A 16,313-nucleotide genomic window follows, 5' to 3' on the forward strand; every position below is an offset into this window, starting at 1 on the left:
CAGCGCCCTTTCTGGACAGAACGCATCTCACGCCTATTTATGAAATGGGTTCTAGTTTTCAACATTCAACGCGACGAGGCAGGCGGTGCTAAGCAAACGGCAATGGCAGTGGTGTGCGGATCATGAACTTGGGATCAAGCTGGTTTTGTTGTACTTGTTTTTGGTGTTCTTGTTGGTCTACACCTATAACTTTCTCAGTGTGTTTTGGTGGAATAACAAAATTCCTTTGCATGATGACTACCAACCCCGCCATCAAACAGCACTGCATATCTACCATTAACCTGGGGGACATCGTTTTAGAAACTTATATTTCTGATTTTTCGAATAACAAGATTTGCTGTATTTCATAAAGAAGCTACTCGACCATTTTCGGAATTAATCAAGCTCCAATTTCCAGAAAATATTCGATGTGATTAAGCGCGAAATAAGGGTTCAATGTCGCAGGAATATTTTTAGAAATGCAGCTTCGTCCCACTGCAATGAAATGTCCGAGATTGCGTTCAATTTCCTAAATCCATCAGGGGAGAAAAGCATGCTTAGCAGAAGGCAATGGCAGTGGTGTGCAGATCATGAACTTGGGATCAAGCTGGTTTTGTTGTACTTGTTTTTGGTGTTCTTGTTGGTCTACACCTATAACTTTCTCAGTGTGTTTTGGTGGAATAACAAAATTCCGCTTCAGCACCATCTGAATACCTCACTAGCAAAGAAGCTAAATTGCTTCGATGGGGATGGTCGCAATTTTTTTATAGAAGACGGACCAACCTCGCCCCCATTAGGAAGAGAGGATGGCTCAACACTTCTTCTCGAAGCCCATTTTTCGACCAGTTTCGGATCTGAAATTCTTGAAAAACGACCAGAGTGCTTAGCTGCTTACATCGCCGACACAGTCGGATGGCCTGAACCCTACGCGATGTTCGTAATAGACAGAAAAACGGGTAAGACGATCTTCCGCATCACTTATCTTCGCGCTTACCTTAATCGCTAACTACATTTCTAGGCAAATATGACTACCTATAGCGTTACTGTTCGTACCTATCCAACTGGTGGTGTCGAGAAAATAAAACTTCAAGTTGGCCATGCATTTATCACGCTCTCAGCTTCTGGAAAACCGGACATTACAATTGGCTATTATCCAATCGTTTCTGGCACCACCGGACCGGGAACTCTACGCGACGATACGCTAACCGGCGAACCAGATAGCAATAAGGAGCCTACTGCTCACTTGGAACGATGGTCAAAAACATTTTCGGTTTCAGAACGCCAATACAGCAACATGCTCGAATACGCCGCCTCGGTTGCCAACGACACCACCGACAATTACAACGCCGTCCGCGGAGTCATCCCTCTTATCCTCCCGATCAGCGGCGTGACAGGCCCGATGTCCAACGTCTGCACCGATTTCGTCAAGAACATCCTGACCGTAGGTGAGATTTCTCCGAGCGCGTACAGCTCCCTCTCGGACACCATGCTCCCGCAAGAGGTGACCCGCAGATACTCTAGCGTGGACACCAACCAGATCAAGCCTGATTCCGCCCCCGCAGGCAGCTACTCAGCCAAGATTGCCAATAACACGGAAAAATTATGGGCAGGCATCCATACTTACGATCCGTCCTACGCCAACTGGCTGCCCAACACCGGCGGCCCCGGCCTTGCCTTCAAAGAAGAACACTTCGGCCGCAACGGGACCGTCCGCACTTACACCAATGGCGTGCGGTATATCGTGGACGCAGACAATGGAACACTCTCCTGGATCGTCCCCAATCCGGATACCGGCAAGATCACCACCACATTCCAGAACCTGGTGACCGGCGAAACGACCTTCAAGACAATGCCCATGGAGAGCAAAGCTGATCCCGTACCGCCGAAACCGACTGAAATCGTCTCCATCAAGTCCTTCACCGAAGCTGCATTGAACGGACACAAGCTCATCACCACTACCCAGACGGAAACAGGCGCAGTCTCCTATCAGTTGCGCAACCCGGATGGCAGCGTATCGAATGCCAATATCGCCGCCAATGGCAGCCTCTCCTTCTATTCCGATGGACAGGTTCAAGTCTTCAACAATAACAAATACGTCGGACGGTTTACACTAGGCGCCAGCGTCGGCACCCTCGCCGACGGCACCTCCGGAAACTTCCGCTACGACGCCGCCTCAGGCCAGATCACCCGCAGCAGCAGCAACATCGGTGGTCTCAACGTCAACGGCTTCGCCTATACCGACCGCTCCAACAACGGCATCCGATGGAATGACCGCAGTTACCAGTTCAATGACGTCAACGCCGCCAACTCGGCCGATCACGCAGCCTGGGCGGCCTTTGCCAATGGCGCGCTGGACAAATCCGGTTTCGAAAACTTCGTCAATGCCTCCACCGATTTCCTGGTCAACAATCGCTTCACCTATTCGCCAGGCATCCAGTACACCCCCAGCTTCCCGCTACCGGACCTGTTCCCCATCGGCGCCTTCTACGAAAGCAAATCCACCGTCACCGACCGTGCAGACTCCATCGCGCAACGCACCTTCCGCATCCTCAACAGCACCAATCTCGCCCTGAGCGCCACGCAACTCGGCAACTTCGATGCCAACCGCGACGGCCAGCTCAATGGCAGCGAACTCAATGGCCTCACAGCCTGGACCGACAGCAACGAGGACGGTATCGCCCAGACGCCCGAACTGACCACACTGTCGATGGCCATGATGCGCGCCGGCCTGACCACCGTGCGGGCGACGGACTACGGTTTCTACACGGCCGGCAACGCCGGCTTCCGCAGTGAAGCACAGCTACAACGCGCACCGGCTTCGCCTTCCGGGGACAGGGAGCCCGTCCTCCCCTGGGCGCAATTCAGCAGCTACGACTTCCTGCGCCGCTCCGACAATACGTATTACATCAATGCCACGCAGTACATCCAGTTCGGCCCCAACCAGGTCAAGATCAACAGCAACAACCGCGACAGCCTCATCGGCACCGATGGCGACGACAGCTTCAGTGCCAATTACTATGCGGCCTACAACGGCATCTACTTCAACACCGATCTGCTGGTGAAATTCTATGCAGGCGGCGGCAACGACCTGATGGGCGGAAGCAGCCGCAACGATGCGCTGTGGGGCGGCACCGGCAACGACGCCCTGTGGGGCTACGAGGGCAATGACACCTTGTACGGTGAAGAAGGCAACGATGAACTCATCGGTGGCGCGGGCAATGATCTGCTCGACGGCGGTACCGGCGACGATATGCTGTTTGCTGAAGCCGGCAATGACACCTTGATCGGCGGCGAAGGCAACGATGAACTCCAGGCCGGCGACGGCAATGATGCCCTCTACGGTGGCGCAGGCCATGACAGGCTGTTCGGCCAGGCCGGTGACGATACCCTGTACGGCGGCGACGGCGATGATGTACTGGTCGGCTTTACCCCATCCAACGACAGCAAGCAGACCCTGGCCGCAGGCGAATCCGACAACGACACCCTGCGCGGCGGCAGGGGCGACGACAGCCTGTATGGCGGCCTGGGCAATGACACTCTCGATGGCGGAGAGCACAACGACCTGATCTTCGGCGATGCCGGCAATGACACCCTCTTCGGCAGCGCCGGGGAAGATGAACTCGACGGGGGTGCCGGCAACGATAGCGTGGACGGCGGCGCCGGTATCGACAAGATCTTCGGCGGCGTAGGTAACGACACGCTGTGGGGAGGTAGCGGAAACGATATCCTCGTCGGCTTCACACCGTCCAATGACAGCAAGCAGAGCCTGTCAGCCGGCGAGACCGACGATGACACGATGTACGGCGGCACGGGCGATGACTTCATGGTCGGCGCGTTCGGCAACGACCAGATGTGGGGTGGCATCGGCAACGACGAGGCGCAAGGCGGCGTGGGCGATGACCAGCTCTATGGCGAAGAAGGAAATGACCGTCTCTTTGGCGGGGCCGGCAATGACGTGATCTATGGCGGCACGGGTGACGACATCATCGTCGGCGGTGCGGCTTCGAATGAGGCCGGGCTGGCGGCCGGAGTGAGCGATAGCAACTTCCTCTATGGCGGCACCGGAAATGACATCATCATTGGCGGCATCGGCAACGACTATATCGACGGCGGCGCGGGGGCCGACCAGATGGAAGGCGGCAAGGGCGATGACATCTACATCGTCAACAGCATCAACGATGTCATCCTCGAACATGCGGGCGAAGGCTACGATACCGTCATCGCCAGCAGCAACACCATGCTCGGCACCAACGTGGAGGAGCTGCGCCTGCTGGAGGGCGGCAACTTCAACGGCACCGGCAACAGCGGCGCCAACAAGCTCATCGGCAACAGCCAGGCCAATATCCTGGATGGCGTCACGGGTGCCGACATCATGATCGGCGGACAGGGCAACGATATCTATTACGTCGACGACCTCGGCGATCGCGTCATCGAACTGGACGGCGAGGGCAACGATACGGTGCTCTCCAGCATCAGCCACACGCTGGGCGCACAGATCGAGAACCTCGGTTTGCTGGACTTTTCCAAACCCGAGAAGGGCGTCGCCGATGGCGTCGACATCCTGGTCTATGGCTATCCCAAAGCCAATGAACTGGACTACATGCAGGGCAATGCGGTGCGCGACTATGCCGGCACCTGCGCCCTGACCAGCATCGCCAATCTGGCCATCCAGGCCAACCAGAACCTGTCGGAAGCCCAGGTGGTGCAGCGTGCCATCGACAACCAATGGTGCGTCACCGACAGCACCGTCAGCGACTACGAACGCGGCGGCTCCAATTACCTCGGTCAGCGCGCCCTGCTGGACAGCTACGGTATCCGCAATGGTCTCATGCAGGGCTACAACGAACAGGGCATCGCCAACCTGATCAAGGGTGGCCGCGGCGTGATCATCGCCGTGAATGCGGGCAAGCTGTGGGGGGAAGACGCCTACCTCGACGGCGGCGCTGTCAACCACGTGGTGACCGTGACCGGCGTGGCCTGCGACGCTGCCACTGGTGCCATCAACGGCTTCTATATCGCCGACTCGGGCCGTGGCCTGGTCAGTGACATGACGCGCTACCTGTCACTGGAAGAGTTCCGACGCGATGCCAACGTCGCCAATGCCTACAGCATCTATACCATCGACCCGATCAAGCTGCGCAACGAGAACATCGACGGCACCGGTAACGAACTGGCCAACATCATCACCGGTAACCGGGGTGACAATATCCTCACCGGAGGCCGTGGCAATGACACGATCATCGGCCAGGCCGGCAACGACACCTATCGCTTCAGCCGGGGTGACGGCATCGATACCCTCATCGACAACGATGCCACGCTGGGCAATATCGATGTGCTGGAACTCTCGGGCATCCAGCAGCAAAACCTGTGGTTCAGGCATGTGGGCGACGATCTGCAGATCAACGTGATGGGGACGGCGGACCAGATTGTGGTCAAGGGCTGGTACGGCATGGGCGCAGAGGAAAGCACCGGTCGCATCGAACGCATCAAGACTGCCGATGGATTGAATCTGCACGATACCGATGTCGAGCAATTCGTCCAGGCCATGGCCGGCTTTGCTGCACCGTCGGCTGCGCAATACAGCTGGACCAACGGGCAGACCAGCAACGGCCGCATTCTGATGACCGTGACGCATTGATTCACAGCAGCGGCGGCAGCTCACTCGTGTGAAAGCGGGTCCTGCCGCTGCCAGCGATCCCGGTGCTCCACACTGCACCGTTCTCCTCGTCCTCAAGACACCTCCCTGCGAAGTACACCAGCGTGAACGACCAAGAGAACCATCCTGAAACTCCCGATAGCGGCCTGCTGTGCCTGCTCATGATGGCCAGGCTGCACGACATCGCTGCAGATCCGCATCAGCTGCGGCATGAGTTTGGCCGCGAGCCCTTCACCATCCAGACCCTGCTGCTGGCCGCCAGGAAACTGGGGCTGTCCGCCCGCTGCGTCAGGCAAGACCCGGCCCGCCTGGAACGGATGCCGCTGCCGGCCATCGCCGTGGACCGTGACGGCAAGTTCTTCCTGATCGGAAAGATCGACCGCAGCCAAGCCATCTGGCGCATTCTTGTGCAACGCCCGGGCGAGCGGCCTGCCATCATGCTGCGCCCTGCCTTCGATGAATGCTGGAGCGGCCAGGTGATCTTCATGACCAGCAAGGCGAGCTTTGCGGGCAGCATGAGCAAGTTTGATTTCACCTGGTTCATCCCGGCGGTGGTCAAGTATCGCAAGGCGCTGGGTGAAGTGCTGTTGATCTCGCTGATGCTGCAGCTGATCGGCTTGTGTACGCCGCTGTTCTTTCAGGTGGTGATGGACAAGGTGCTGGTCAATCATGCCATGAAGACGCTCAACGTAATCGCTATCGGGCTGATCGCTGCGACCTTGTTCGAAGCCATCCTGGGCGGCATCCGGACCGCCTTGTTTGCCCATACCAGCAGCAAGATCGATGTGGAACTGGGCTCCAGATTGTTCGCGCATTTGCTGAGCTTGCCCATCACCTATTTCCAGTCGCGGCGTGCTGGCGATTCCATCGCGCGAATCCGGGAGCTGGAGAACATCCGCTCCTTCCTGACCGGCAATGCCATGACCCTGCTGCTGGATCTGGTGTTCTCCTTCGTCTTCCTGGGCGTGATGCTTTGGTACAGCGTTACCCTGTCCTTGATCGTGCTGGTGTCGATTCCTCTGTATCTGGGCCTTTCCTTCATCTTCACACCCATCTTGCGGACCAGGCTGGACGACAAGTTCAACAAGAGCGCGGAAAACCAGGCGTTTCTGGTGGAGTCGCTCACCGGCATGGATACGATCAAGTCCCTGGCCGTCGAGCCACGCTGGCAGCAGAAATGGGACAAGCAATTGGCCGCCTACGTCAGCGCAGGACTCAGCACCGCCAACATCGGCCTGCTGGCAAGCGGCAGCGTCAGCCTGGTCAGCAAACTGGTGACGGTCGCCATCATGTGGCTGGGCGCCACCCTGGTGATCGACCAGCAACTCACGGTCGGCGAACTGGTAGCCTTCAACATGCTGGCGGGCCAGGTGGCCGCTCCGGTGCTGAGGCTGGCCCAGTTGTGGAACGATTTCCAACAGGTCGGGATCTCGATGAGCCGGCTCGGCGATGTCCTGGATACCCGCTCGGAAGTCACGGGAAAGAAAACCCGCTTGCCAAGGCTATCCGGTGCAATCGTCCTTGACCAGGTTTCGTTTCGATATCGCCCGGAAGCCTCGGAGGTACTCCGCTCTCTCACCTTGAGCATTCGGCCTGGCGAGGTCGTGGGCATCGTCGGTCGCTCCGGCTCGGGCAAAAGTACCCTGACCAAGCTGGTTCAGCGTCTCTACGTCTGTGATCGCGGCAAGGTCATGATCGATGGACAGGATTTGGCCATCATCGATACCGCCTCGCTGCGCCAGCAGATCGGGGTGGTATTGCAGGAAAACATGCTGTTCTCACGCTCCATCCGGGACAACATCGCTCTCACCGATCCCTCCCTGCCGATAGAAGCCGTCATCGCTGCGGCCAAGCTGGCGGGTGCCCATGAATTCATCTGCGAGTTGCCCGAGGCGTATGACACCCTGGTCGGCGAACATGGGACTGGCCTCTCCGGCGGACAGCGGCAGCGCATTGCCATCGCCCGCGCACTGATCTCGAATCCGGCCATCCTCATCTTCGACGAAGCCACCAGCGCACTGGACTATGAATCCGAAAAAGTCATTCAGGACAACATGCGCCAGATCTGCGCAGGAAGAACCGTGCTGATCATCGCGCATCGCCTCTCGGCAGTGCGTGATGCCCACCGCATCATCGTTCTGGACAAGGGTCAGATCGTTGAAAGCGGGCGCCACGACGAGCTGCTGCGCAAGCCGGGTGGCATCTATGCGCATCTGCATGAACTGCAAATGACACAAGGCGCTTCCAGCACTTCTCCATTGGGTTGACGATATGAAACTGCTTCAATGGATGGCCGCATGGCGCGCCCTGTGGCAACGCTACCTTGGCATCTTTCTGCATTTCTGGAGCGTGCGGAAAAACCTGCGCACGGATTACTACAACCAGCAGGAAGCCCAGTTTCTGCCAGGCGTACTGGCACTGCAGGAGTCGCCGGCTTCACCGACCTTGCGATGGACAGGGCGCATTCTGATGAGTCTGGTGGCCTTCTTCTTCCTGTGGGCGATCTTCGGACGCATCGACATCATCGTCCATGCCACCGGCAAGATCATTCCCTCATCCCGTACCAAGACCATCGCTTCGATCGATGTGGCCAGCGTCAAGGCTCTGCATGTGGTGGAGGGACAGACGGTCAAGGCAGGCGAGTTGCTCATCGAGCTCGATTCCAGCAGCAGCGACGCTGAGCATGACAAGGCCGCCGATGCCGTGGCACAGGCGCGATTGCAGCTTGCGCGGGCAAACGCATTGCGCGAAGCCGTAGCATCCGGCGCAAACCCGAGATTGCCGCAGGTACCGGCAGCGACTGCTGCGCAATGGGAAGCGGCGCAGCGGCAACTGGAAAGCCAATATCGGGATGTGAAAAGCAAGCTGGATCGCCTGGATGATGAAATCGTACGCTACGGTGCCGCCCTGCCCTTGGCCAGGCAGCTTGCCGAAGACTATCAATCGCTGCTGGCCGACAATACGGTCTCGCGCCATGCCTGGCAGGAGAAAGAGCAAGCCAGGATTGAGCTCCAGGGACAGCTTGCCGATGCCCGCAACCAGCGTTCCGCGCTGATTGCCCAAACCCTGAAAGAAGCGCACGACGAGGGCATCGACGCCAGCAAGCGAATCGAAGCAGGCTTGCAGGATCAGCGTCGCGCTGGCGAGCACAGCAAGTTGCTCAAGCTGGTAGCGCCGGTCAGTGGAACGGTGCAGCAACTCAATGTCCATACCGTGGGCGGCGTGGTGCCGGCAGCCCAGCCGCTCATGCAGATCGTTCCGCAGGAAGCAGCCGTGGAGGTGGAAGCGTTTCTGGAGAACAAGGATATCGGCTTCGTCCAGGTTGGCCAGGACGCCAAGGTCAAGATAGAAGCCTTCGACTACACCAGGTACGGCACGGTCCCGGCAACGGTGCGGCATGTTTCGCATGACGCCATCGAAGACGAGAAGCGCGGCCTGATCTACGCCAGCAAGATCGTTCTGTCACGCCATACGCTGGCAGCAGAGGGGCGCACGCTGGCGCTTGCGCCGGGCATGTCGGTCACCGTCGAGATCCGGACGGGAACACGACGGGTCATCGAATACGTGCTCTCCCCTCTGATTCGCCACCAGCAGGAGTCCCTCAATGAACGTTAGAACTGTCTGCGTAGTCCTGATGGCAGCAGCGCCGGTATGTCTGACGGACATGGCCCACGCACGGGAATGGCTGGAACGGGCCTCGGCGCCTCTTGAGGATCCCTTGTTGGCGCGACCACCGGAACTGGACGAAGGCAAATTGCTTCCGGGAGATGCCCATACCCTGGTTTGCGATGGCCGTTCTGCCGTACCGACTGCGCCACTCACCTTGGGGGATGCGATCGACCTGGGCTTGTGTCATCACGCCCAGGTGAAGGCCGGCTGGGCGCGCATCAAAGTGCAAGCAGCGCAAAAGGGCGAAGCCAGGGCGGCCTATTTACCCAGCATCAACGCTGGACTGCGCTTTCAGCAAGAACGCTTGCAGCAGCCCGATTCGCTACTACCTCTGGGGAACCAACGCAAGAGCCGCTCCCAGTACTACACGCTGACCTGGCGCCTGTTGGACTTCGGTGGCCGCAGCGCCAACCTGCGCGCAGCCGATGCCTTGCTCGACGCCGCCCTGGCCAGTCATGACGCCATCTTGCAAAAGACCATGAGCAGCGTCATTGCGGCCTATTACGACGTTCAAACAAGCGGTGCCAATCGCCAGGCCCGTGAACTGAACGAACGCCTGGCACGCCAGATCATGGAGATCACCCACAAGCGTGCCGAACGGGGCATGGCCGCGCGCTCTGACCTGTTGCAAGTCCAGACCTCCCTGTCCAAAGCGGAACTGGAACATGCGCGTGCCATCGGCCAACATGAAAAAGCCCTGGTCACCTTGTCGGTCTCATTGGGACTGCGAGGACAGGGAGCTCGCCTGCAAGTCCCCATCGACAGTCCCGACTCGGCCATCGAGGCCGGTCAGATTGCGCAAGACCTGGTGCAATGGATGGAGCTCGCTGGGCAGCAACATCCTGCCTTGCTTGCCTCCAGGGCGCAATTGGCCTCGTCGCGCGAGAAGCTGGCGGCCACGCGCGCCGAAGGCTTGCCCAGTCTGGATTTTTCTCATGGATACTACGTCAACGGACGCCCCAATCAGGGGAGTGCGGGCACGCAAACACGCGAGACGGTGAGCGCACTGGCCTTGAACTTCCCGCTCTTCGACGGCTTTGCTCACACCTACAAGGTACGCAACGCCCAGGCACAGATCGACCTCCGGGAAGCCGAACTGCTGGAGGCCGAGGGGCAGGTCATCAGCGAACTCGCCAATGCCTTCGCGGAGAATCAGGCTGCCCAACGCAACCTGAGCTCATCCCTGCGCCTGCTGGAAAGCGCGAAGATGGCCATGGAAGACGTTCAGCGCAAATATGAACGCGGACTGAGCGACATCATCGGCATCCTCAATGTGCAGGCCGCACTGGCCGATGCAAGCCAGGAACGCATACGTGCCCTGGCCGAATGGCGTTCTGCCAGGTTGCGGCTATTGGCCAGCGCCGGAGAATTGGGACGCACGCGGATCGCTGAACAAGGCAAGTGAGGGGTGGCGATCAACACACGACGGGCGCTCAAGGTGGTTCAGCGCTGCATGCTCTCCCACACCTTCTGCAAGCGCTTCACCGACACCGGCATCGGCGTCTTCAGTTCCTGCGCGTAGAGCGACACGCGCAGTTCCTCCAGCATCCAGCGGAACTCGGTCATCTTGGGATCCACCCGCCCGGCGCGGTCCTTGAGCGCGCGCTGGTAAGGCTGCGCCACCGAATTCCACTCGGCCAGCAAGCGCGTATCGCGGGCCGGATCGGCGCGCAGTTTGTCCAGCCGTACGTTGATGGCCTTGAGGTAACGTGGGTAGTGACTCAGATTGGTGTAATCCGTCTCGGCCACGAAACGCTTGCCCACCAGTTGCGACAACTGCGCCTGCATGTCGGTCGCCGCAGCCGCATGCGCCTTGATACCCTGCAGCTTCTTGGGCAGGGCGTGATACTCGGCCAGCACCTGGCCGCACAGGCGCGCGATCTCGTTGACCAGCAAACCCAGACGCGCCTTGCCCTCATCACGGCGGCGATTGAATTCGTCCGCATTGCGCGGCAGCGGGTCTTGCAGGAAGGCGCGTTCCAGCCCGGCATTGAGGATCTGTTCCCGCAATTCCTCCTGCGAGCCCAGGGCCATGAATTGCATGCCCATCTGCTGCAGACCCGGAATGTTCTTCTCCAGATACTTGAGCTGTTCCTTCATCTGCAACGCAAACAGGCGACGCAGACCCGCATGGTGGTAGCGCGCCGCCTCGGCCGGATCATCAAAGACCTCCAGGTCGCAATGCGTCTTGCGATCCACCAGCGCCGGGAATCCGATCAGCGTCTGCGCCTGCTTGCCACTGCCGCGCGTGATCTCCAGCAGTTCGGGCAATTCGCCAAAACTCCAGCTGGTGAGATTGCTGTACTCGCCCACTGACGCGGGGGCCGCCGGGGCTGCATTCGCGGCTCCCTTGCCGAGGGCTGCGGGTGCCGGTGCGGTGCTGTCCTCCTCCTCGCGCGGGGCAATGGCGACCTGCTCGGCCAGCTTCTGGAACTGCTGGCGCGCCTGACCGCCGAATTCGGCTTGCAGGGCCGCGAGGTTGCGGCCCATCTCCAGCTGGCGACCATGCTCATCGACGATCTTGAAGTTCATCGCGTGGTGCGCCGACAGCGTCTCCTGCTTGAAGTCGCTGGGCTTGACCAGGATCGTGATCTGCTCGCGGATGTCGGCAATGATGGCGTCGATCAGGTTGCCCCGGCCAAAGGTCTTGCGCTCCTCCATGCGCTCGCAGAAACGTGCGGCGTAATCGGGCAGCGGTACGCAGTGGCGGCGCAGCTTCTGCGGCAGGGACTTCAACAGCAGATGCACCTTCTCCTTCAACATGCCCGGCACCAGCCAGTCGCAGCGATCCGCCGAGACCTGGTTGAGCGCATACAGCGGCACGGTCAGCGTGACGCCATCGCGCGCCGCACCCGGCTCGAAGTGATAGCTCAAGGCCATGGCGATGCCCGCCACGTTCATGGTCTTGGGGAACAGCTCGGTGGTGACGCCCGCTGCTTCATGACGCATCAGGTCGTCACGGTTCAGGTACAGCAACTTGGGATCGGCGGCCGTGGCTTGCTTGTGCCACTTCTCGAAGTCCACGCCATTGCAGATGTCGTGCGGGATCAGCTTGTCGTAGAAACCGATGATCAGTTCATCGTCCACCAGCACATCGAGGCGACGGGACTTGTGTTCCAGGTTTTCGATCTCCCGCACCAGTTTCTGGTTGTGCGCAAAGAATGGTGCGCGAGTCTCGAAGTCGCCACCGACCAGGGCGTCGCGAATGAAAATCTCGCGCGCGTCGGCCGGGTTGATCTTGCCGTAGTTGATGCGGCGCTGGCTGTACACCACCAGCCCGTAGAGCGTGGCGCGTTCGGAGGCGGTGACCTGGGCGGCGCGTTTTTCCCAGCGCGGTTCGCCCCAGGATTTCTTGAGCAGATGGCCGCCCAGTTTCTCCAGCCATTCGGGCTGGATGTTGGCGACGCAGCGCGCATACAGGCGGGCGGTATCGACCAGCTCAGCGGCCATCACCCAGCGGCCCGGCTTCTTGGTCAGATGCGCACCGGGCCAGATGTTGAACTTGATGCCGCGTGCGCCCAGGTATTGCGCATCGTCCTCACTCTTGAAACCAACGTTGCCCAGCAAGCCCGTCAGTAGCGCCAGGTGCAGCTGGTCATAAGTGGCGGGGGCTTCATTGAGTCGCCAGCCCTGTTCCTTCACGATGGTCAGCAACTGCGAATGGACATCGCGCCACTCGCGCAGACGCAATTGCGAGAGGAAATTCTCACGGCAGTATTCCTGCAGCTGGCGATTCGATTTCTTGTGGGCGATGGCCTCCTCGAACCACTTCCAGATCTTCAGATAACTGGCGAATTCCGATTTCTCGTCGGCGAATTTCTTGTGGGCGTTGTCCGCTGCATTCTGCGCATCCATGGGCCGGTCGCGCGGGTCCTGCACGGATACCGCTGCGGCGATGATGAGCAGTTCGGTCAGGCAGGCATTGTCGCGTCCCGCCAGGATCATGCGCCCTACGCGCGGGTCCAGCGGCAACCGGGCCAGTTGCTTGCCCAGTGCAGTCAGGCGATTGACGCCGCCCTGCTCTTCTACCGCACCCAGCTCCTGCAACAGCTGATAGCCGTCGGCGATAGCGCGGCCCAGCGGTGGTTCAATGAAGGGGAAACTCTCCACATCGGTCAGGTGCAGCGACTTCATGCGCAGAATCACCGAGGCCAGCGAGGAGCGCAAGATCTCGGGATCGGTGAACTTGGGACGCTGCAGGAAATCCTGCTCATCATACAGACGGATGCACACGCCCGCGGCCACCCGGCCGCATCGTCCGGCACGCTGGTTGGCCGCCGATTGCGCCACCGGCTCGATCTGCAACTGTTCGACCTTGTTGCGATAGCTGTAACGCTTCACACGTGCGAGACCGGCATCGACCACATAGCGGATCCCCGGCACGGTCAGTGAAGTTTCCGCCACATTGGTCGCCAGCACGATGCGACGGGCATTGCTGGTCTTGAAGACGCGTTCCTGCTCCTGCGCAGACAGGCGCGCAAACAGCGGCAGGATTTCCACATGCGGGGGATGATGCTTGCGCAGTGCTTCGGCAGCATCGCGAATCTCGCGCTCGCCGGGCAGGAACACCAGCACGTCCCCCGACCCGATGCGCGCCAGTTCATCCACGGCATCGACCACGGCATCCATCAGGTCGCGCTGCTCGCGGTCCTTCTGGGCCTGGCTGGCGCGGCCCTCGGCGCGCGCACGCGCCTGCGCCACTTCGGTGGAGACGCCGCTGCGGTCGGCATTGTCGATGGGACGATAGCGGATCTCCACCGGATACAAGCGGCCCGAGACCTCGATCACCGGAGCCGGTACGATCTCGCCCTTGACCTCGCGGCCGAAATGGCGGGCGAAACGGTCGGCATCGATGGTGGCCGAGGTGATGATGATCTTCAGATCGGGGCGCCTGGGCAGCAACTGCTTCAGATAGCCCAACAGGAAATCGATGTTGAGGCTGCGTTCATGCGCCTCATCGATGATGATGGTGTCGTACTGGCGCAAGAGCGGATCGGTCTGGGTCTCGGCCAGCAGAATGCCGTCGGTCATCAGCTTGATCCATGCGCCCTTGGACAGCGTGTCGTTGAACCGGACCTTGTAGCCCACCAGTTCGCCCGGCGGGGAATTCAGTTCCTGCGCGATGCGCTTGGCGGTCGAGGAGGCAGCGATACGGCGCGGCTGGGTGTGGCCGATCAGGCCCTTCTCGCCACGGCCCAGCTCCAGGCAGATCTTGGGCAGCTGGGTGGTCTTGCCGGAACCGGTCTCGCCGCTGACGATGATGACCTGATGACGGCGCAGGGCTTCGGCGATCTCGTGGCGGCGGCCGGAGACGGGCAGCTCTTCGGGAAAGGTGACCGGGGGCAGCGCATTGCGGACCGGTGGCGCGGCCTCGGCGGCAGACTCGGCGCGACGGGGAGCACGCGGCTCGCGCGGGCCGCGCCCACGGTCCTGTTGCGGGTTCTGCTGCGACTGGGCGCCTGGGGGAGTGTGGGGTGCTTTGGTAACGGACATGAGGCCGACATTATACCTGCCACCGCCCGCCCGGTCAGGCTGGATGCGGCTGGAGGGCCGATAGTGCAGGTTTTGGCGAGCCTTGCCGTGCCAATGGCTCCGCTTTGCAACATCCGCACAAGAAATCTGCTCCCAAGCGGCCCGCAAGCCTACGGCCCGCCGCGACGCTGGTTATAATGCGCGTCATGGAAAAACAGACCGAATTCGTCAACTGGCTGCGTTCCGTCGCGCCCTATGTCCACGCCTTCCGCGGCAAGACCTTTGTGGTCGCCTTTCCGGGTGAGCTGGTCACGGCCGGCGGCCTGCAGGTACTGGCCCAGGATCTCTCGCTGCTGCATGCCTTGGGCATCCGCGTGGTGGTGGTGCATGGCTCGCGCCCGCAGGTGGCCGAGCAACTGGCCCTGCGCAATGTCGAGGCGCGCTTCCAGAACGGCCTGCGCGTGACCGACAGCGCCGCGCTGGAATGCGCCAAGGAAGCCGCCGGCGAACTGCGCCTGGACATCGAGGCCGCCTTCAGCCAGGGCTTGCCCAATACCCCCATGGCGCATTCGGCCATCCGCGTGATCTCCGGCAACTTCGTCACGGCTCGCCCCATGGGCGTGATCGATGGCGTGGACCTGCAACTGACCGGCGTGGTGCGCAAGATCGCCGCCGACGTCATCCAGCCCATCATGAATGCGGGCGGCATCGTGCTGCTCTCGCCGCTGGGCTTCTCGCCCACCGGCGAAGCCTTCAATCTGACCATGGAAGACGTGGCCGTGTCCGCCGCCATCGCGCTGCGCGCCGAAAAGCTGATCTTCCTGTCCGAAACCCCGCTGATGAAGGATGCCGGCGGCGCTGAAATCCGCGAGCTGTCCTCGCACCAGGCCGAGGCGGTGCTGTCGGCCGGCTTCCTGCCCGCGGATGCGGCTTTCTACCTGGCCAGCGTGGTCAAGGCCTGCAATGCCGGCGTCTCGCGCGCCCACATCGTGCCCTTCTCCACCGATGGCTCGGCACTGCTGGAACTGTTCACCCACGATGGCGTGGGCACCATGGTCACCTACGAGAACCTGGAAAGCCTGCGCCAGGCCACCATCGAGGATGTGGGCGGTATCCTCAAGCTGATCGAACCGCTGGAAGCCGATGGCACTCTGGTCAAGCGCGGCCGTGAACTGATCGAACGGGAAATCGACTACTTCTCCGTGATCGAACACGACAACGTCATCTTCGGCTGTGCTGCCCTGTATCCCTTCCCCAAGGAACGCATGGGCGAGATGGCCTGCCTCACCGTCAATCCGGAAGTGCAAGGCCAGGGCGACGGCGACCGCATCCTCAAGCACATCGAAACCCGTGCGCGCGAAGCCGGGCTGACCAAGCTCTTCGTGCTCACCACCCGTACCTCGCACTGGTTCTTGAAGCGCGGCTTCGTGCTGGCCGGTGTCAACGACCTGCCGCAGGATCGCCAGCAGATCTACAACTGGCAGCGCAAGTCGCAGGTATTGATCAAGAATTTGTATTAATCATTTTTCCGTCAGGA

At 60.4% G+C, this 16,313-nt stretch carries 7 protein-coding genes; 6 read left to right on the forward strand and 1 reads right to left on the reverse strand.

The window, feature by feature from the left end; all coding sequences use genetic code 11:
• Positions 1-484: 484 nt before the first annotated feature.
• The 5 genes from HNO82_RS12825 (at position 485) to HNO82_RS12845 (ending at position 10,709) form a co-directional block, all read left to right on the forward strand.
• Positions 485-985, forward strand: a complete 501-nt coding sequence (locus tag HNO82_RS12825; protein ID WP_175343985.1) for a hypothetical protein — start codon at positions 485-487, stop codon at positions 983-985.
• A gap of 516 nt (positions 986-1,501) precedes the next feature.
• The gene (locus HNO82_RS12830) at positions 1,502-5,617 is read left to right on the forward strand and encodes a calcium-binding protein (protein ID WP_349627563.1); all 4,116 of its coding nucleotides are present in this window, start codon (positions 1,502-1,504) and stop codon (positions 5,615-5,617) included.
• A 122-nt stretch (positions 5,618-5,739) separates the two neighbouring features.
• Positions 5,740-7,902, forward strand: a complete 2,163-nt coding sequence (locus HNO82_RS12835; RefSeq protein WP_349627564.1) for a type I secretion system permease/ATPase — start codon at positions 5,740-5,742, stop codon at positions 7,900-7,902.
• A 4-nt stretch (positions 7,903-7,906) separates the two neighbouring features.
• On the forward strand, positions 7,907-9,250 hold the full coding sequence (locus HNO82_RS12840) for an HlyD family type I secretion periplasmic adaptor subunit (protein ID WP_175343986.1): 1,344 nt from the start codon (positions 7,907-7,909) through the stop codon (positions 9,248-9,250).
• A complete protein-coding gene (locus tag HNO82_RS12845; protein WP_249776998.1) occupies positions 9,240-10,709 on the forward strand; it encodes a TolC family protein in 1,470 nt (489 codons plus the stop codon). Before HNO82_RS12840 ends, HNO82_RS12845 begins: the two co-directional genes overlap by 11 nt.
• A 38-nt stretch (positions 10,710-10,747) precedes the next feature.
• Here the strand turns inward: HNO82_RS12845 and hrpA are convergent, their stop codons facing one another.
• Positions 10,748-14,797 (reverse strand): ATP-dependent RNA helicase HrpA, encoded by a 4,050-nt coding sequence (gene hrpA / locus HNO82_RS12850; RefSeq protein WP_175343987.1) that lies wholly within the window; start codon positions 14,795-14,797, stop codon positions 10,748-10,750.
• Positions 14,798-14,982: 185 nt separating this feature from the next.
• On the opposite strand from hrpA, the gene argA reads away from it, so the two are divergent.
• On the forward strand, positions 14,983-16,296 hold the full coding sequence (argA, locus tag HNO82_RS12855) for an amino-acid N-acetyltransferase (RefSeq protein ID WP_008331208.1): 1,314 nt from the start codon (positions 14,983-14,985) through the stop codon (positions 16,294-16,296).
• The last annotated feature ends 17 nt before the right edge of the window (positions 16,297-16,313 follow it).

Origin of the sequence: Herbaspirillum sp. C9C3, from assembly GCF_013359625.1 — a bacterium.
GTDB lineage: Bacteria > Pseudomonadota > Gammaproteobacteria > Burkholderiales > Burkholderiaceae_D > Herbaspirillum.

Bases quoted from the DNA above. Each gene is read 5' to 3' on its own strand.
- HNO82_RS12825 (WP_175343985.1), top strand. From the start codon at position 485: ATGTCCGAGATTGCGTTCAATTTCCTAAATCCATCAGGGGAGAAAAGC.
- HNO82_RS12840 (WP_175343986.1), top strand. From the start codon at position 7,907: ATGAAACTGCTTCAATGGATGGCCGCATGGCGCGCCCTGTGGCAACGC.
- argA (WP_008331208.1), top strand. From the start codon at position 14,983: ATGGAAAAACAGACCGAATTCGTCAACTGGCTGCGTTCCGTCGCGCCC.
- hrpA (WP_175343987.1), bottom strand. From the start codon at position 14,797: ATGTCCGTTACCAAAGCACCCCACACTCCCCCAGGCGCCCAGTCGCAG.
- HNO82_RS12845 (WP_249776998.1), top strand. From the start codon at position 9,240: ATGAACGTTAGAACTGTCTGCGTAGTCCTGATGGCAGCAGCGCCGGTA.